This window comes from Thalassotalea sp. PLHSN55 (genome assembly GCF_052030545.1).
GTDB lineage: Bacteria > Pseudomonadota > Gammaproteobacteria > Enterobacterales > Alteromonadaceae > CANMXU01.
In genome coordinates this window covers 174,433-192,570 of record NZ_JBPDIH010000006.1, presented here as the reverse complement: position 1 = coordinate 192,570, position 18,138 = coordinate 174,433, and the positions used below count along the sequence as shown (strand labels likewise).

At 40.2% G+C, this 18,138-nt stretch carries 18 protein-coding genes; 16 read left to right on the top strand and 2 right to left on the bottom strand.

Translation table 11 applies throughout. From position 1 onward, the window contains the following. Window positions 1–17: 17 nt before the first annotated feature. The gene (gene rlmB, locus ACRRSQ_RS13410) at window positions 18–770 is read left to right on the top strand and encodes a 23S rRNA (guanosine(2251)-2'-O)-methyltransferase RlmB (RefSeq protein ID WP_440876263.1); all 753 of its coding nucleotides are present in this window, start codon (window positions 18–20) and stop codon (window positions 768–770) included. 108 nt (window positions 771–878) lie between these two features. On the opposite strand, the gene ACRRSQ_RS13405 is transcribed toward rlmB, so the two are convergent. Next, entirely contained in the window at window positions 879–2,711 is a 1,833-nt protein-coding gene (locus ACRRSQ_RS13405) for a methyl-accepting chemotaxis protein (RefSeq protein ID WP_440876262.1), read from the bottom strand. A 344-nt stretch (window positions 2,712–3,055) separates the two neighbouring features. On the opposite strand from ACRRSQ_RS13405, the gene ACRRSQ_RS13400 reads away from it, so the two are divergent. From ACRRSQ_RS13400 to rplI, 6 genes are all read left to right on the top strand, one after another. Continuing rightward, window positions 3,056–4,174: an ABC transporter substrate-binding protein gene (locus tag ACRRSQ_RS13400; protein WP_440876261.1), complete on the top strand. Its 1,119-nt coding sequence runs from the start codon at window positions 3,056–3,058 to the stop codon at window positions 4,172–4,174. 330 nt (window positions 4,175–4,504) lie between these two features. Further along, on the top strand, window positions 4,505–5,797 hold the full coding sequence (locus ACRRSQ_RS13395) for a DUF945 family protein (RefSeq protein WP_440876260.1): 1,293 nt from the start codon (window positions 4,505–4,507) through the stop codon (window positions 5,795–5,797). A 244-nt stretch (window positions 5,798–6,041) separates the two neighbouring features. Next, entirely contained in the window at window positions 6,042–6,455 is a 414-nt protein-coding gene (rpsF, locus tag ACRRSQ_RS13390) for a 30S ribosomal protein S6 (RefSeq protein ID WP_440876259.1), read from the top strand. A 7-nt stretch (window positions 6,456–6,462) separates the two neighbouring features. Then, a complete protein-coding gene (gene priB / locus ACRRSQ_RS13385) occupies window positions 6,463–6,783 on the top strand; it encodes a primosomal replication protein N (RefSeq protein ID WP_440876258.1) in 321 nt (106 codons plus the stop codon). A gap of 9 nt (window positions 6,784–6,792) precedes the next feature. After that, on the top strand, window positions 6,793–7,020 hold the full coding sequence (gene rpsR, locus ACRRSQ_RS13380; RefSeq protein WP_070375547.1) for a 30S ribosomal protein S18: 228 nt from the start codon (window positions 6,793–6,795) through the stop codon (window positions 7,018–7,020). 20 nt (window positions 7,021–7,040) lie between these two features. Beyond that, window positions 7,041–7,493 (top strand): 50S ribosomal protein L9, encoded by a 453-nt coding sequence (gene rplI / locus ACRRSQ_RS13375; RefSeq protein WP_440876257.1) that lies wholly within the window; start codon window positions 7,041–7,043, stop codon window positions 7,491–7,493. 212 nt (window positions 7,494–7,705) lie between these two features. Here rplI and ACRRSQ_RS13370 read toward each other — a convergent pair whose 3' ends face one another. Then, window positions 7,706–8,656 (bottom strand): 1-aminocyclopropane-1-carboxylate deaminase/D-cysteine desulfhydrase, encoded by a 951-nt coding sequence (locus ACRRSQ_RS13370; RefSeq protein ID WP_440876256.1) that lies wholly within the window; start codon window positions 8,654–8,656, stop codon window positions 7,706–7,708. A gap of 109 nt (window positions 8,657–8,765) precedes the next feature. On the opposite strand from ACRRSQ_RS13370, the gene ACRRSQ_RS13365 reads away from it, so the two are divergent. Genes ACRRSQ_RS13365 through ACRRSQ_RS13325 form a run of 9 tightly spaced genes read left to right on the top strand, consistent with a single transcriptional unit; the run spans window position 8,766 to window position 18,136 of the window. Next, window positions 8,766–9,692, top strand: a complete 927-nt coding sequence (locus ACRRSQ_RS13365) for a hypothetical protein (RefSeq protein ID WP_440876255.1) — start codon at window positions 8,766–8,768, stop codon at window positions 9,690–9,692. After that, on the top strand, window positions 9,685–10,284 hold the full coding sequence (locus tag ACRRSQ_RS13360; RefSeq protein ID WP_440876254.1) for a PilN domain-containing protein: 600 nt from the start codon (window positions 9,685–9,687) through the stop codon (window positions 10,282–10,284). The genes ACRRSQ_RS13365 and ACRRSQ_RS13360 overlap by 8 nt, the downstream gene beginning before the upstream one ends. Next, a complete protein-coding gene (locus ACRRSQ_RS13355; RefSeq protein ID WP_440876253.1) occupies window positions 10,284–11,003 on the top strand; it encodes a hypothetical protein in 720 nt (239 codons plus the stop codon). Before ACRRSQ_RS13360 ends, ACRRSQ_RS13355 begins: the two co-directional genes overlap by 1 nt. After that, window positions 10,996–11,316 carry a hypothetical protein gene (locus ACRRSQ_RS13350; RefSeq protein ID WP_440876252.1) on the top strand — a complete coding sequence of 107 codons (321 nt, stop codon included), beginning with the start codon at window positions 10,996–10,998 and terminating at the stop codon, window positions 11,314–11,316. Before ACRRSQ_RS13355 ends, ACRRSQ_RS13350 begins: the two co-directional genes overlap by 8 nt. Window positions 11,317–11,318: 2 nt before the next feature. Next, on the top strand, window positions 11,319–13,034 hold the full coding sequence (mshL, locus tag ACRRSQ_RS13345) for a pilus (MSHA type) biogenesis protein MshL (RefSeq protein WP_440876251.1): 1,716 nt from the start codon (window positions 11,319–11,321) through the stop codon (window positions 13,032–13,034). A 6-nt stretch (window positions 13,035–13,040) separates the two neighbouring features. Beyond that, window positions 13,041–13,940, top strand: a complete 900-nt coding sequence (locus ACRRSQ_RS13340) for an ExeA family protein (RefSeq protein WP_440876250.1) — start codon at window positions 13,041–13,043, stop codon at window positions 13,938–13,940. After that, on the top strand, window positions 13,937–15,166 hold the full coding sequence (locus tag ACRRSQ_RS13335; RefSeq protein WP_440876249.1) for a tetratricopeptide repeat protein: 1,230 nt from the start codon (window positions 13,937–13,939) through the stop codon (window positions 15,164–15,166). The genes ACRRSQ_RS13340 and ACRRSQ_RS13335 overlap by 4 nt, the downstream gene beginning before the upstream one ends. 2 nt (window positions 15,167–15,168) lie before the next feature. Beyond that, on the top strand, window positions 15,169–16,884 hold the full coding sequence (locus ACRRSQ_RS13330) for a GspE/PulE family protein (protein ID WP_440876248.1): 1,716 nt from the start codon (window positions 15,169–15,171) through the stop codon (window positions 16,882–16,884). Window positions 16,885–16,894: 10 nt separating this feature from the next. Then, window positions 16,895–18,136, top strand: coding sequence for a type II secretion system F family protein (locus ACRRSQ_RS13325; protein ID WP_440876247.1), 1,242 nt, complete (start codon window positions 16,895–16,897; stop codon window positions 18,134–18,136). The last annotated feature ends 2 nt before the right edge of the window (window positions 18,137–18,138 follow it).

The window sequence follows — 18,138 nt, the reverse complement described above, 5'->3', positions numbered from 1 at the left end:
ATATAACGAGTAAACCCATGGCAAAAAATGATGAATTAGTTTTTGGTATTCACGCTGTAAATGAACTAATTAAAAGATCTCCTGAACGTTTTATTGAATTATGGTTATTAAAAGGCCGCGACGACGAGCGCTTAAAACCGATTATTAACTTATCACGTAAATACGGTATACCGGCGCAACAGGTCAACCGTAAAGTACTTGACGATAAAAGTGAAGGTGAGCAGCACCAAGGTGTTGTTGCCCGTGTTAAGCAAGGGAAAACTTACACCGAAAATGATTTAGACGCCATTCTTAGCGCCGCAGAGAAAAAAGGTCAGCAGCCGTTTTTATTAATTCTTGACGGTGTAACTGACCCACACAACTTAGGCGCGTGTTTACGTAATGCTGATGCTGCTGGCGTGCAAGCGATTGTTGTGCCAAAAGATAACGCTGCGCGATTAACGGCAACGGTGAGAAAAGTGGCGGTAGGCGCCGCTGAAACTGTGCCATTAGTACAAGTGACCAACTTAGCGCGTACGATGAAACAGCTACAAGAAATGGGCGTTTGGATCATTGGTACTGCTGGTGAAACGGATACCTGTTTATACGACGTCAAGTTATCAGGGCCAATGGCATTGGTTATGGGCGCAGAAGGTAAAGGCATGCGCCGTTTAACTAAAGAAACCTGTGACGAGTTAGTGAAATTACCGATGGCGGGCAGCGTATCGAGTTTAAATGTGTCAGTTGCTACCGGCATTTGCTTATTTGAAATTGTAAGACAGCGCCAGTGATAAACTGCTCTGCTATTATTGCTCAATAGTTTAAAAGGCGATTAACTTCTGGTTAATCGCCTTTTTGCTTTTTATTATCAAATACTATCAGCTACTTAAGCTTTAATTTTAATTCAGTTTGTAAGTCAGTAAACTGACCGTTTTTTTGTTGGCTAAGCTGCAAGTATCAACACTGGTTTGAGCTTGATTGACTAACTGGGCATTGTCATCTTTTATCTCAGTAATATTGACCGAAATTTCATGAATCGCTTGGCTTTGCTCTTTTACCGCTCCGACAATATTTGAAGTAAGCTCATGTATGGCATTAACTTCATCAATAATATCGCCAAGAGTTTGCTCTGACTGATGAATATGGGCAATGTTTTCTTGGCTGCCTTCACAGCAAGATTGTACTTTTTCCACAGCAACAGAGGTGATTTGCTGTAATTGACCAATAATATCGGTAATTTGCTCGGTTGATGACTGCGTTCTTGTTGCAAGCGATCTTACCTCGTCAGCCACGACAGAAAATCCTCTACCTGACTCACCTGCACGAGCGGCTTCAATAGCAGCATTTAAGGCGAGTAAGTTCGTTTGCTCAGCAATACTTTTTATTTCATTAATAAAGCCATTAATCGACTGGCACTTTTCTTCTAAATGTTGAATATCTTGAGCTGAGCCAATGAGCTCTTGGGCGTTTTGATCTAAAAACTGACTGAGATCTCGCAGCTGCTCTTTACCTTTATACGCTTGCTTGGCAATAAGCTCTGCCGTTTCGGCGGTGCGAGTTGTGCTGGTTACAATGCCAGCGGTAGACGAATCAAGCTGTACTGTTGCTGTTGAAACTTGCTCACTTTTCATTGATTGTGACAATAACCCTGATTGGGTTTGCTGCGCATTTTGCTCAACGGTAACACTGACTTGGCGTAAATCTTCTACGGCTGAATTTATTTTGTGCGTGAACGTAATAAAGTTATTTATCGCATCAATGACCTGACCAAATTCATCATTGGTTTCTTTGGCAACTTGCCGAGAAAAATCACGTTTTTCGATGACTTCTTCTATAGCGATTACCGCACTTTTGATCGGGGAAATAATAATAGGAATAAGCTTTAGAATGAAAGTGGCTAAGCCACCAGAAATTATCATAAAACAAAAAAGTGATGTCCAAAAAGCCGTGCTTTCTCGGCGCTCAATAAAGGTGGTGGCGGTTGTTACTGTCGCGATTAAGGTTTTCTCCGCGCTTTGTATTGCTTTGCGCATTTCGCCTCGAATACCTTCGTTTTGCGACATACCAATAGTTACGTCTATCGCCGCGTAATGCTCCATGGCAAGCTCATATTTTTGGATATATTGTTTGGTGCCAGCAAGGTGGTCGGTTGATGCCTTTAATTCAAATAATACTTGTTGCAGTTGCTCTAGATATTTTTGTTCGCCGCGTAACATATAATCTTTTTCATGGCGGCGAATTGTCAGTAATTTTATCTGGTTTTCACTTTCGTTAAGTTCTTTTAAAACACTTTCTAGCTCATGTGTTGCACGTCTTAATTCACCGTAACGACCTGAATTTTTATTTAGTCCTTTGTCTGTCATCGCCGTGGCTAGTTTTTGAAACTGTTGTTGGTAAAGCTCAAAACTTGAAGTTAAATTTGCTATCGGTAGCTCAGCGCTAATTTGCTCATTTAAGCGCTTAAGGTTTGCAAGCTCAGCCGATAATTGCTGATAAGTTTGAGCGTGTTTTTCAACATATTTTGTGTCTTTTCTGATGATAAAGTCTTTTTCATTTCTGCGCAGTTGTAGGGCAATAATGTTAAGCTGTTGAATGCTACTTTTAGCTTGTTCAAGCTGCCTTACTTTCAGTGAAAAGTAGTTTGTGGTGATAAGTAATAAAAATAAACCGACAATTACGGCAATGAGCAAAATAATAAGTTTACGTTTTAAAGAAAGGGTTTTAGAAGGCATAAGGGTCCTTGATACGATCCATGTATTGTTATTATAAATTTAGTGGATTTACACAAAAGTACAAAAAAATGTGATAAAAGTCACAGTATTTCTAATATATATTGGATAACTTTAGCCTGATTACGTTAACTTTATTTTCTAAAAGTATTCTTTTAGGCGAGCTGATGCCTTGTTATCGCTAGTCTAAAAGCAGCTAAAATAAAGACTTAAAGCAATTCTTTTCCTATTTCTTCAAATTCAACTAACCTTTAATTATGTAGTGGGTGAAGCACTTTTATCATTAATAGTGTTTTTTACTTTACTGAAAATATACACATTAATTAAACGGGTTTGCTATTTTGCTGATGCCTAAAAACGTCGTTAAAGTGCTTTTCTTTGTTTTTGCCGTATTTGGTTATGCGCAGCAAAGCCTTGCTTTTGATGAAAAGTCGAACGCCATTGTACTAGGTGTATCTAATGCACAAACAGGACCCGCCAAACAGTTAGGTATTCGACTAAACCAAGGAGCAAAAGTTTATTTTAATAAAGTTAATTTACTAGGTGGTATTAACGGTCAACAAGTTAAATTGCTGATCAGAGATGATGGTTACGAACCCTTTAAAATGGTAGGTAATGTGCAAATGCTATTAAATGAAGCTAACTTATTTGGCTTTTTTAATTTTGTTGGTACACCCACAACCAATGCCGCTATGCCGATGATAAAAGCAAGCAAATTACCCTTGTTAATGCCTTTTACTGGGGCTGAGTTTCTCCGCGCGAATGACGCCAACGATGTGTATAATTTGCGTGCGAGTTACTATCAAGAAGCCCAAGCTCAAATTAAGTATTTACTTAAAAACCCGACATTAAAAAAATTTGGTTTATTAATTCAAGCTGATGAATTTGGTTTAGCGGTAGAGCAAGGTTATATCAATACGATGTCAGAAGTAGGCATTACTCCACAAGTTGTAACGCGTTATCGTCGAAATACTAATGATATAGCACTAGCGCTCGAAATATTAAAAGACAATAAAGTCGATGTTGTACTTTTTGTGGGTACATATAAACCCATGGCTGAATTAATTAACCGAGCTGACTCTGACAATTTTACGCCTTATTATTCGACGGTTTCTTTTATCTCAAGCTATGAATTATTTAGTCGTATCAAAACCCAAAAGCCGGTTAAAGTGATAGTAACTGAGGTGATGCCTGATCCTAATTTGTGTGAAGTTGCCATATGCCAACAGTTTATTAAAGACATGAATATCGCGGGTTATTACGACCTTGACCAAATTCAGCTAGAAGGTTATTTAAATGCTTATGTATTTACCCAAGCGGCAAAACTCTGTGGTAAAAAACTGACGTCACAGTGCTTATTAACCGAGTTACGAAAGTTTCCTATCAATTTTTTCAATCATCACCCTGCAAAAGCTATCGGCGGCAATTTTACTGCGCCGGTTTACTTGAATTTCTATCCTAATTAGCTGTTACTTCTTGATTGTATAGTATTTTAATGTCATGTTGTTGGCTCATAGATTTAGAGCGTGTTTATCTTTGGTGTATGTTTTTGCCGCTGTATGTTGCGTATTTTTACAAGGCAGCACTTATGTAGTGTGGTTGTTCCGCATAAATAAGTGATAAAGACTTTATGCTCCTGCAAAGTCACCTTACCCCACATCCATGTGGGGCAACGTCGTAGCAATAGGCAATAAACGCTGTTACTAAGGTTCGTTTAATTCGAACAAAACTTATATCTCAAAGGTCAACACGCTCTAGTACAAAAGTCGTATCAAAAGGAATTCAAGGAATAAATAATGAATAAAGCTGCATTTGCAATTGGCGCGTTACTTTGTGTTGGTTTAGCGGGTCCTAAAATTGTCGGACATTTGGTGGAACAAGAATATGATTATATTGCCAATAGTGTTGCGCAAAACCCAAGCATAGCGATAACACAACGTCGTTTTACCAGTAATTGGTTTTCAGGTGAATCAAGCATTACCTTTACTTTAAAAGGTATGGAAGCGGAGTTTGAAAATTTTGAAATTACGGTGAACGAAACTTTATCGTTTGGCCCTGTAATTTTTAATAGTGATGGGCTTACCTTTGCTTTGGCTCACTCGGACTCGACGCTGAATTTTAATTTAGTTACTGCTGATGCAGACGCACAAGCGGAACTTGAAAAACTTACCGCTTCGCTCAATGAAAAACTGACCATATCTTCACTTATTGATTATCAGATGAATTACAACACTGATATGAAGTTAGCACAAATGAGCTTTGAGCAAGACGGAAATTCAGTGAAAATAGGGGAATTTAATAGTCATTTTATCTTATCAGATGAAAAGTACATTGTTGGTGACTTTTACTGGGCGGGGCTTGATTTTAATGGACCCAATGCGCTTGTCACCGTATCGCCTCTGGAAATGACCTTCGAGCAAGAGATAATTAGCGGTAACATCTATTCGGGCAATGCCTTATCTTCGGGTGATTTTTCGATGATGATTGACAGCATTACGTCACAAGATAAAGCTGGTAATAGCTTAGTTAATATTGAAAAGCTCGGCATTTCAGGCAACAGTGATATCGAGCAAGAGCTAATGAATATGAACTTGGTTTATCAAGTTAAAAAGTTAACAAGCTACGGTCAGCAGCTAGACAACTTAAATATAGATATGTCGCTCAATAAATTGGATACCAAAGTATTACAAGAGCTCAATGAGTTAATGGCCCAAATGGGGGGTGAGCCTAGCGCAGAAGATACTCAAGCGATTATGGCAGTTGCATCTAAGCTGCTACTTAATGATCCTGAAATTAATATCAATGATTTAAGCGTTACTACCGTTGATGGGGAAATTAAGTCAGATTTGTCAATGACCATTGATCACACTATGTATGACGCTCAAAACCCGATGAGTATTATGGCGGCTTTAAAAGCTAATGCTCAAGGCAATGCACCTTTAGCTTATTTCCAAAACCTAGGCTTAGCGGGAATGATTGACATGTATGTTGAGCAAGGACTATTGGTGAAAGATGCCGATAAACTATCGTTTGATGCACAATTTGAGCAAGGACAGTTAAAAGTTAACGGCCAAGTATTACCATTATAAAGTTGCTACGGTAAACATTTAAAAAGAGTCACAGCGTTGGCTCTTTTTTTATTATTTGAGCTGAATTCGGTTTGAAATAAATTTGACCAAGCCTCGGCTAGCTAAGCGAAAAACTATTGCTTGCCTTTATTGGCTAATTTGCCTACAATACGCGCCCTTAAAACAGCCTTAATATTTTTTGTTCCTTGTCTCAACTGGTGTTGGCTGTGCCAGATTATGAGGCTACAACCGTAAGGAGCTCGTAATGCGTCATTACGAAATCGTATTTATGGTTCACCCTGATCAGAGTGAACAAGTACCTGGTATGATTCAGCGTTACACTGATTTAATCAGTGCAGCTGAAGGCAAAATCCACCGTCTAGAAGACTGGGGCCGTCGCCAATTAGCATACCCAATCAATAAGTTACACAAAGCACACTATGTTCTTTTGAACATTGAAGCGCCACAGTCAGTTATTGATGAATTAGAAACCTCTTTCCGTTATAACGATGTAGTTATTCGTAACATGATCATGCGTACTAAAGGTGCTGTTACTGAAGCGTCAGCTATGGCTGCTGCTAAAGAAGAGCGTCGTGAAGATCGCCGCGAAGTGAAGAAAGAAGTTGCTGAAGCACCAGCTGCTGTTGAAACAACAGAAGAAGCTGCGAGCGAAGAATAAGTAACTAGTGATAAACTCTGCTACAGAGAATTGCTTAGTGTTAGTGGGTGAAGTGGTTAAACCACCGAAACACTCAACAAGCCCAGCAGGTATTCATCATTGTCAGTTTTCAATGGACCATAAGTCCATGCAAATGGAAGCAGGCATGAGCAGACAAGCGTTTGTTCGAATACAAGTGGTGGCAACTGGCGAATTATCACAACACTTAACTCGTGATTTAACTGCGGGATGTAACATAAAAGTGACTGGATTTATCAACCGTCACGAATCTAGAAACGGTAACCCGCTTTTAGTATTACATGCCCAACAGATTGAAATGATTAATTAGGAGAAATCCATGTCTCGTTTTTTTAGACGTCGTAAATTTTGCCGCTTCACAGCGGAAGGCGCTACCTCTATCGATTATAAAGATATTGCTACGCTGAAAAACTACATCACTGAAAGTGGTAAAATCGTTCCTAGCCGTATTACTGGTACTGCTGCTAAATATCAACGTCAACTTGGTCGTGCGATCAAGCGTGCTCGTTACTTAGCATTATTACCATATACTGATTTACACAAGTAACCTAATAAGGGGTTTTGAAAATGGAAGTAATTCTTCTTGATAAAATCGCCAAATTAGGCGGCCTTGGTGACAAGGTATCTGTTAAGTCTGGTTATGCACGTAACTACTTATTACCAAAAGGTAAAGCAGTATTTGCATCTGCAGCTAACGTTGAACACTTTGAAGCTCGTCGCGCTGAACTAGAAGCTAAATTAGCTGAAGGTTTAGCTGCTGCAGAAGCTCGTGGTGCTAAATTAGTTGAACTTGCTGAAGTTACAATCGCATCAAAAGCTGGTGACGAAGGTAAATTATTCGGTTCAATTGGTACTCGTGACATCGCTGATGCGATCACTGAAGCTGGCGTTGAAGTAACTAAAGCTGAAGTACGTTTACCATTAGGTTCTATTCGTGAAGTTGGTGAGTTCGATATCGTTCTTCACTTACACAACGATGTAGACGCATCGATCAAAGTTATCGTTATTGCTGAAGCATAAGAACTAACTCTATTACTCAATAAAGTTAGTTAAAAACGCTGTACTTTTACTTAGGTAAAATACAGCGTTTTTTTATGCTGGAACCCCAAAGTTAAAAGCTACAAGTTAGAAGCTGCAAGTTAGAAGCTGCAAGTTTGAAGAACTGCCTGTTACGGTTTGGCTCTTATAGCTTACCGCTAGCAACTTATCGCTTGAAGCTAAGTTCTTACCGCTTAAAGCTTACCGCTAAGATCTGTCTGCGGCATCGGCCACTCTTTACTATCAAGTAAACCTCGCTCAGTTAAGCCGCCAAGTCCCTGTAATCCGCCAGTATGCAATAGCATAATGCGATGACCTGCTGGAAAGTAGCCACTTTCAACTAAGTCGAGTAAAGCCAAAATCATTTTCCCTGAATAAACAGGTTCAAAAGGGATCGCACAATGGTGTTTAAATGCTTGTAATCGCTGTACATCTTCAACGTTGAATTTGGCATAACCGCCGCGATGAAATTGATTCAATATCTGCCAATTAGAAAAACCTTCAGCTTTGTCACCAAGCAAGTCGTTTACTGCCTCATTAAGGTAGCCTTGTTGTTTTAGCACGGCAATACCAAGCAGTTTATGTTGATTGTTATCTGCGTTAATTAAACCAGCTAATGTGCCGCCACTACCAACAGGTGTTATTAAGGTATCAAAACTTGCTTGCTGGTTTAATTCGTCAATAACATCTGCCATACCGGGTAGGGCAAGTTGGTTGCTGCCACCTTCTGGGACAATAAAATAACCAGGGTAGCTTTGAAGTAGCTCTTGATGGAATTCAGGCTCATGCCTTCTTCGGTAAGTTTTTCGGTCAACAAAGTGCAATTGCATGCCCCATTGTCGAGCGCAGGTTAAGGTAAAATTGCTGGCGTTTTCAGCTTCACCACGAATAATGCCAACACACGGGATTTTTTGTTGAAAACAAGCATAAGCGAGTGCGTGAATGTGATTTGAAAAACTGCCGCCAAAGCTTAATACACCAGTGTAGTTGCCTTGCCTTGTTTCAATTAAGTTACATTTTAGCTTGCGCCATTTGTTACCAGATATGATCGGATGTATTAAATCGTCACGTTTTATTGAAACTGAAATGCCATGTTTCGTAAATAACGGGTGATTTATTTTATTGATAGGGGAAAAATCTTTCATACTTTTTTAGCTTTTTGTTCAGCAAAAACAGTTAAATATCTTGCGACTTTGGATGAATTAAGGATAATGGAGAACATAATTTTCATTCTACAGATTTTATAATCGATAAATGTCAATGATTACAGGGTTAAACAAAATATTCTCCAAAAAGGAATCTGCCAATATATTGGGTGTTACTTTGTGTCAGTCTGGCGTGACATTCTGTTATCTGGAAAACAACGGCACTGCCTCGGTTAATGATAAGGCTAAATTTCAATTATTAGACAACCCAGACCAAAACTATACACGAGTTTTAGCGTCGCTAGCTGAAAAACACCAATTAGCCGGCCAATGTCATTTAGTATTACCCGCCGCGTTATCGCAAATTGTTCAAGTTGATAAACCCAATGTACCAGCAAATGAAATTAACGCTGCGTTAAAGTGGCAAATTAAAGATCTTGTTAGTATTGCTCCTGAAAATATGGTGGTTGATTATTTCGACAGCCTAGCGGTGATTGGCGGCAAAGAAAGAATTAATGTGGTTTGTGCGCCACTAAATGAGCTGCAAGCATTTGTGGCAAAATTACATCAAAAAAATATCGTCATTAAATCGATGATCACTGAAGAGTTTGCCTTTGCGCGACTTGTGCCGATTAAAGATGAACCTTGTTTGTTGGTATGTCGTCAACCGGGCGAAGAAGTGGTCATCTTGATCGTTAAAAATGGTCAAATATGCTTCCATCGAAGATTAAGAGGCTATACCCGCTTAGATGAAAAGTCTGAACAAGAATTAGACATGGGCACTATAGATTCATTAAGTTTAGAAATTCAGCGTTCAACGGATTATTTTGAAAGACAATTAAAACAAGCGCCGATTAGAGAAATACAAATATTATTGCCTATGGCAACCGAAGCCTTTTTGGCGCGCCGACTTGCCGAAAATAGCAATGGCACAGTAGAGCTATTAAAACTGCCTGAGCAATATCAAGACAAGCGTGAGTTTGCATGCGCATTAGCAGCCACTATGACTGACACGATGGAATTGACGAATGAGTAAATATTCAATCAACCTATTTCAAGCGGAGCTGATCCCCGAGCAACCTTTGTTGACGCTAGGGCGCGTAGTGTCATTATGGGTGTTTGTGTTGGTGGTTATGGTGCTTTTAGCGACATACTCGGCGGTAGAATTTGATACTTCAACCAAGCAACTAAAGCAATTACAAGCTAGCCAAAAACAAAACAAACAATATTTATCTGATCTAGAAGCACAATTACAAGCCAAGCGTAGCGACCCTGAACTTACTAATCGTTTAGCCTTACTGAAAAGCGTTATTGGCCATAAACAAGCGTTACATAACCAGCTAACTGATAATAACCGTACTTACGTTCAAGGCTTCTCCGTGGCGATGAGTGAATTGTCGAGCTTGCATCATCGTGATATTAGTTTACAACAAGTGACTATCACTAATGACGATATGACCTTTTCAGGATTAGCGCGCCGTCCGGAAGCCGTACCTGCGTGGTTGTCAGGTTTTGAGCAGTCAGAGCTGTTATCAGGCAAATCATTTGTCAACTTTAAATTAGCAGAAAGCGAAGAGCAAGGAACTGAATTTGTAGTAAGCTCAATCGCGGGAAATAAGACCTTATAATGAAACAACAATGGCAATTATATTCTGAGCGCTATCAAAACATTACGCCTCGCGAACAATACCTTATTCTAGCGGTAGGATTTATCGCAATTATCTTAGTTATTTTTAGTGTTTTTGTTGACGCTAATATGATCAATACCGACAAAAACAACCAAGAAATCAAACGACTCACGCAAGCAAATAATACAACAGAAACAACAATTAAAGAGTTTGAAAATGCTTTGCAGGGCGACTTAAATAAAAACCTTAAAACACAAATTAAGGAATACGAGCATAAGTTGTCGCAAGTTGATCAACAGTTATTAGCGTTAACCTCAGATTTAATCGACCCGGTGCAAATGCGCAACGCTTTAATTGAACTGTTAAATATGCAAAAGGGCGTGTCGTTAACCTCTTTTGAACTGATTGGCGTTGAAGAAGTGCTAAGCGCTAAGAAAGTGGATGAAAAAAGTGATGATGCAAAAGCGAGTCAAGCAGGCGCTGAAGATGTTGTTAATGTGCTAGACGAAGATACCAGCATCAGCCTATACCGACACGGCATTAAAATTAAACTTAAAGGTAGTTACTTTCAATTACGTGACTATTTAAGCCAGTTAGAGCAATTGTCGTGGAAATTTTTCTGGCAAGGCTTTAATTATCAAGTACAAGAATATCCAAACAGTGAACTTGAAATCGAAATTTATAGTTTGAGTACTAAAAAGGAGTTTATTGGTGTCTAACATCGTTAAGGTAACTTTTCTTTTAAGTGTGTTTACTGTTGCTGTTAATGCACAAAGCATCGACCCGACAAAACCTTTTGGTTTTAGCAGCCAAGGCTCAAGTACCAGTATCAAAGGTAAAGGGCCATTAGTATTAGAGTCGATTATTCATAGCGATAAAATTCATACGGCAGTGATCAACGGACAAGTAATGAAAGTTGGTGACTCAATTGGTAAACACCGTTTAGTCGCGGTTAACGACAACAGTGTGGTACTAAGAACTGAGACTGAACGTCTTAAACTCTCTGTTTTCTCTGGCGTTATAGTGAAATAACTATGAAAAGAATAAAAAATATGAAACCTACTAAATTTAGCCTTTCTCTGTGTACTGTGTTGTTAGCGCTTGCTGGTTGTCAAAGTGTGCCAGATAAGCCAGACGATATTAATAGAGCGCTTGATGAAGCTTTAGCGCAACAAAGCGAGCCTAAAAAAGTTAAGCCGCTTACCTCGGTGCCTAACTCAGTACGCCAAGAATTAATGCAGCAAAATATGCAGCAAGCACGTCAAGACTTATTGGCGGAAAAGCGCTTAGAAATTGCAGCTAAAAGCGTCAATGCAAAAGACTTTTTTGCCGCGTTAGTTGAAGGTTCACCCTACAGTATCGCCGTTCACCCAGAAGTTGCTGGCAGCATTACTTTAAGCCTTTCAGACGTTACACTTGCTGAAGCACTAGATGTGGTTCAAGAAGTTTATGGTTATGAAATTCGCCGCAATAAACGTGTCATTCAAGTCTACCCAGCAGGTATTCGCACAGAAACTATGGCACTCGATTATTTATTCTTAAAACGCTTTGGTCAGTCGAGCACCAGCATTAACTCAGGTGGCGTGTCAGAAAACGATCCGAATAACTCCAATAACGGTAATTCGAGTAACAATTCAAATAACAGTTACTCAGGCAGTAATAACAGCAACAATAATAACAATAACCAAAATACCAACAGTGGTATTCAAATTTTCACTGAAAATGAATCCGATTTTTGGACCGAGCTTGAAGAAACCTTAACGGCATTGGTTGGCAATGAAAACGGTCGCTCGGTTATTGTTTCTCCGCAAGCAGGTTTAGTAACAGTGCGTGCTTTGCCGGGCGAAATCAGCTCAGTTAAAAAGTTTATTAAAGATACACAAACGCGTTTGCACCGCCAAGTGATCATCGAAGCAAAAATCATGGAAGTTACCTTAAAAGATAACTACCAACAAGGTGTGCGCTGGGACGAAGTATTGGGCAGCATTGGTAATACGAATTTAACTTTTGCGACAACAGGTAATATTGTTGGTGACGTTATTTCATCTGCAGTTGGTGGCGCAACATCGCTGAGTGTTTCCGGGACAGATTTTTCTGGTGTCATTGAATTGTTGCAAACCCAAGGTAATGTACAAGTACTTTCTAGCCCGCGTATTACAGCGACAAATAATCAAAAAGCGATTATTAAAGTGGGTGAAGATGAATACTTTGTTACTGATGTATCTAGCACCACAACTACAGGAACGTCAACAACGGTAACGCCTGAAGTTGATTTAACGCCATTTTTCTCGGGTATTGCTTTAGACGTAACACCGCAAATCGATGAAGATGGCGACGTAATATTGCATGTGCACCCATCAGTTACTTTAACCGATGAGCAAACAAAAGTGATCACCTTAGGCGATCAGGATATTGTTTTACCATTGGCGCAAAGCAGTGTGCGTGAATCAGATACCATCATTCGCGCAAAAACTGGCGAAATTGTTGTTATTGGTGGTTTAATTGAAACACGTAAAACCGACGTTGAATCTAAAACCCCATTACTAGGTGATATTCCTTTTGTTGGCGAACTATTTAAAAGCAAAAGTGAAACAACCCGAAAAACTGAGCTGGTTATCTTGTTAAAACCTATCGTTGTTGGCCAAGATACATGGAAAAATCAAATTCAAGATGCACGTTCATTATTAAAAGAATGGTTCCCAGAACAAGCTGAGCAAGAGCAGGGTAATAACAGCCAAGAAAATCAATAGTCGGCCATGTACTTATACCATTTTGGTTTACGGGAGTTGCCATTTACGTTAACTCCCAACACACATTTTTATTTGGGGTTAGAGCCTCATAATGAAGCCTTGGCGGTATTAATTACCGCCTTAAAAACAGGTGAAGGTTTCATTAAAGTGTGTGGCGAAGTGGGTACAGGTAAAACCTTATTATGTCGTAAGGTGCTCAATGAATTGCCCGAGCATTTTGTGACGGCCTATATTCCTAATCCGTATTTAAAGCCCGATGAATTACGCCGTGCGGTTGCAGTTGAGTTAGGTGTGAAACAAGCGCAGCGTATGTCAACGCAATTGCTAACTCAGCGTATTCAAAATCGATTGTTAGAGTTGCATGGTCAAGGGCATTCAGTTGTACTGATTTTAGATGAAGCACAAGCGCTTCCAGCAGAAAGTTTAGAAGCCTTGCGCTTATTCACTAACTTAGAAACGGAAACGCGTAAATTGTTGCAGGTGGTATTGTTTGCTCAACCTGAGCTAGATCAGCGTTTAGCACAGCAAGAGTTTCGACAGCTAAAGCAGCGCATTACTTTTTCTTATCAACTAAGAGCAATGACAACTGCAGAAGTGCAACATTATATTGAACATCGTATGCATATTGCCGGCTACAAAGGCGCAACCTTGTTTAATTCTGGCGTGTGTAAAATGATCACTCAGGCCAGTCACGGCGTGCCTAGATTGGTTAATATTTTATGCCATAAAATGTTGATGCTAAGTTATGGTCAAGGACGATATTTAATCACCAAAGCACAGGCTAAATCTGCGATTGCAGATACCGAAGGTGCTTATTCACAGCCAACATATTCTAAGTGGCTAGTGAGTGTATTTTTTGTGACCTTATGTGTGGCAGCAATATTGGTTTACGGAGCAAGATTTTGAGTGTAATTAACCAAATGTTGAAAGACTTAGAGCAGCGCAATAATGAACCTAATCAAGTTCATCATGCCAACGTGCCTGTTTCACCAAATCACTCCTCGAAAAAATCACTCTTTATTATTATCTTAGTTGTTGCCTTGCTCAATGTGGTCGGTATTTATATTTGGCAACTATATAGTGAAAATCAACAGCTAAAAGATGATGCTAGCCAATCACAAGTTACACAACATCAGCACGCGGTCAATGAGCAACTTACCAATGAACTTTCAGCAAATGAACAATCAGTAAATGAGCATTCCGAAAATGAACATTTTGCCAATAAAAATACGGCTGTTCAGGCTTCGCCGAGAGAACCTAGCTTAAAAGCTCCTGTCGCTATCAACACGGCAGAGCCGGTGGAAACTACTAATTCAACCGCTAAGTCAAATGCGCCAGTTGCTACGCCGGTTGAAAAGCCAAAACATGATGAGCTGCCAACTGAAACATCTACGGTAAAATCGCAGCCAGAGACTGCGTCATCGCCACAAATGACAGTACAACTTTCCTCTAGTGTGGAAAGTGAAAAATTAATTGATGAGCCGACAGCGGCAGCAAAAGTTGCTGAGGTTGCAGAAAAACCGGCTGAAAAATCCAGCTTTTCAATTACACGTCGTCAGCTGAGTTCAGCAGAATTGGCAGCGCAAAAAATGCAGCACGCTGAAAAAGTGTTAGCTGAAAATAATGTTGAAAAAGCCGAACAGCTTTTTGAAGATATTTTAATGCTGCAACCTGAGCACAAACAAGCACGTAAAAAATTAGCGGCTCTTTGGTTTGGACGTCAAGCCTATCAGTCAGCAATTAATGTTTTATCCCAAGGTATCTCGCTTGATCCAAACGACAGCGATTTTAGGTTAATGAGCGCACGTATTTATTTAAAGGTTGGCAAAGTAAAAGCCGCGTTAAATACCTTGTCGGTTTTGCCAGATACGCCAAACAAAGAATATCAATTATTACTGGCAAATGTGGCGCAGCAAAGTGAAAACTTTGACTTGGCTATTAACGCCTATAAACATTTATTAACGATTGAACCTAACAATAGCCGTTGGTGGTTAGGTTTGGCTATTGCTTACGACAGCAATAGCCAGTTTGAGCAAGCAAGTCTCGCGTATCAAAGCGCGCTTGAACTGGGCGACTTATCTGCCTCGTCTTCAGACTTTGCTCAGCAGCGACTTCAGGAATTAGGAGAATAACTATGGTAGCACCTAAGTTAAAAATGCGCCTAGGTGACTTATTAGTCCACGAGCATATCATCACCAACGAACAATTAATGCAGGCGTTGAATAGCCAAAAATCAACGGGGCGAAAACTCGGTGATACCTTAATTGAGCTTGGTTATATTGGCGAACGTCAATTACTTGAGTTTTTAGCTCAGCAACTTGGCGTGCCATTTCTTGATATTAGCCAGCGACGCATTCCGGCAGAAGTTGCGACAATATTACCTGAAGTACATGCGCGACGTTTACGTGCTTTAGTGATTGAACACGATCACGAGTCCATCTTAATTGGTATGAGTGATCCAGCCGATCTTGGCGGGCTCGATCAGCTAGAAGACATGTTCGCGCCGAAAAAGCTAAAACTTGCTGTGGTTATGGAATCGCAGCTATACGATGCGTTTGATGGCATTTATCGACGCACTGCGGATATCGAGTCGTTTGCAAGTCAGCTAGAAGAAGAGTACGAAGAAAGTTCTGAATTTGATCTTTCCACGTCATTTGTTGATGAGTCAGGCGATGCAACCGTAGGGAAATTATTACAATCGGTTTTTGAAGATGCGGTGCAAATGCGCGCGTCAGATATTCACATTGAACCGGACGAAAACCAATTACGTATTCGCCAACGTATCGATGGTGTCTTACAAGAAAACATTTTAAAAGAAAGCAAAATTGCTGCTGCCATGGTGCTGCGTTTAAAGCTTATGGCAGGCTTAGATATTTCAGAAAAACGTTTACCGCAAGATGGTCGCTTTAATTTGCAAATTAAGGGCCATAGCATAGATGTACGTATGTCGACCATGCCAGTGCAGTACGGTGAATCAGTGGTTATGCGTTTGCTTGATCAATCGGCAGGGTTATTGTCGTTTGACGAAACCGGCATGCCAGATAAAATTATTGAACGCCTACGGCATCAAATATCTCGCCCGCATGGCATGATCTTAGTAACCGGGCCAACCGGTAGTGGTAAAACCACCACCTTATATGCCGCGTTAAGCGAACTAAACTTAGCCAGTAAAAAAATTATCACTGTTGAAGATCCTGTGGAATACCGACTGCCACGGGTGAATCAGGTGCAGGTTAACAATAAAATTGATTTGTCTTTTTCAAGCGTGTTAAGAACCTCGCTTCGACAAGATCCCGACATTTTAATGGTGGGTGAGATGCGTGACCAAGAAACCGTTGAAATCGGTTTACGAGGCGCGTTAACGGGTCACTTAGTATTATCAACACTGCATACAAATGATGCAATAACCAGTGCGCTGCGTTTAATTGACATGGGCGCGGCAGGTTTTCTTGTTGGTAGTTCATTACGTGCTATTGTTGCACAACGCCTTGTGCGTCGTGTTTGTGATAAATGCATTGAAGAATATCAACCCGACACGCAAGAAATGTTTTGGTTAACGAACTTGGCAGGCGATGAAGCTAAAAATCACAAATATTCTCATGGTCGTGGTTGCCAAACATGTAACTATACCGGCTATAAAGGGCGTATCGGTGTATTCGAATTGCTTGAAATGAATGAAGGCATGATGGCGGCGTTAAAACGAGATGACGCTGAAGCCTTTACTGAGCTTTCAAAACAAAATCCAACTTTTGTACCTTTAGCTAATGCAGCCTACGAATATGCGGTTACTGGCGTAACCAGCGTCGAAGAAGTGCTACGCTTAGTTGAAACGGTAGAGATGACAGGGTAATAGATTATTTATGGCGTCTTTTAAATACATGGGGCGCGACCAAAGTGGCTCGCAAATAAAAGGTAAAATTGAAGCGGCAAGCAGTTCAGTAGTGGCTGAGCAATTGTCGCGTCAAGGCATAGTACCAACCAATATTGAAGAAGTTGCCAGTGCAAAGCAAAGTAGTTCAGCCAGTAAAGACGTTAACATCTCTGAATTGCTTGGTTTGAGTAAAGTTACCTTAGATGAACTGATTGTTTTCTGTCGTCAAATGTACGCCTTAATGCGTTCAGGTGTACCAATTTTGCGTGCGATTAATGGCATGGCAGAATCCACCAATTCTGTGCCGCTGCAAAAAGCGTTAATTGATATTAGTAGTCAGCTTGAAGGTGGCTATGCCTTATCTTCAGCGATGAACCAGCACAGCAAAGTTTTTACTCCACTGTTTATTTCATTAGTGCATGTTGGTGAAAATACCGGTCAACTGGATGAAGCTTTTTTAAAACTTGCCAGTTATTTCGAGCGTGAACAAGAAACCCGTAAACGCATTAAAACTGCGTTGCGTTATCCGTCATTCGTGCTAATCGCCATTGCCATTGCGATGGTGGTGCTTAATATTTTTGTTATTCCAACCTTTGCCAATATGTTTGCTAAGTTAGGGGCTGATTTACCGTGGGCAACTAAAGCGCTGATCAGCAGTTCAAACTTCTTCTTAAACTATTGGCCGCATATGCTGGTTGCCTGTGTTGCGATATTTTTTGGCACCCGTGCGTGGTTAAAAACCGAAAAAGGCTGTTATGCATGGGACAAACGAAAAATTAAATTACCTATTGTTGGCAGTATTATCGAGCGCTCGATTTTATCGCGTTTTTCCCATAGCTTTGCCATCGTATTAAAAGCGGGGGTGCCAATGACCTCAGGACTCAACTTAGTTGCCGATGCGGTCGATAATACCTATATGCGTGAAAAAATTATTGCGATAAGGGTTGCCATAGAAAGTGGCGAAAGCTTATTACGCTCAGCAGTTACCAGTACCTTATTTACACCGCTAGTATTGCAAATGATCGCCGTTGGTGAAGAAACCGGGCGCGTAGACGAGTTACTCGAAGAAGTGGGTGATTATTATGAACGTGAAGTTGACTACGATCTTGGTATGTTAACGGCGCGTATAGAGCCAATTTTAATTGTATTGGTCGCAGCAATGGTACTTGTTTTAGCCTTAGGCATATTCACACCAATGTGGGATATGATGTCGGCATTTAAAGGCAACTAATG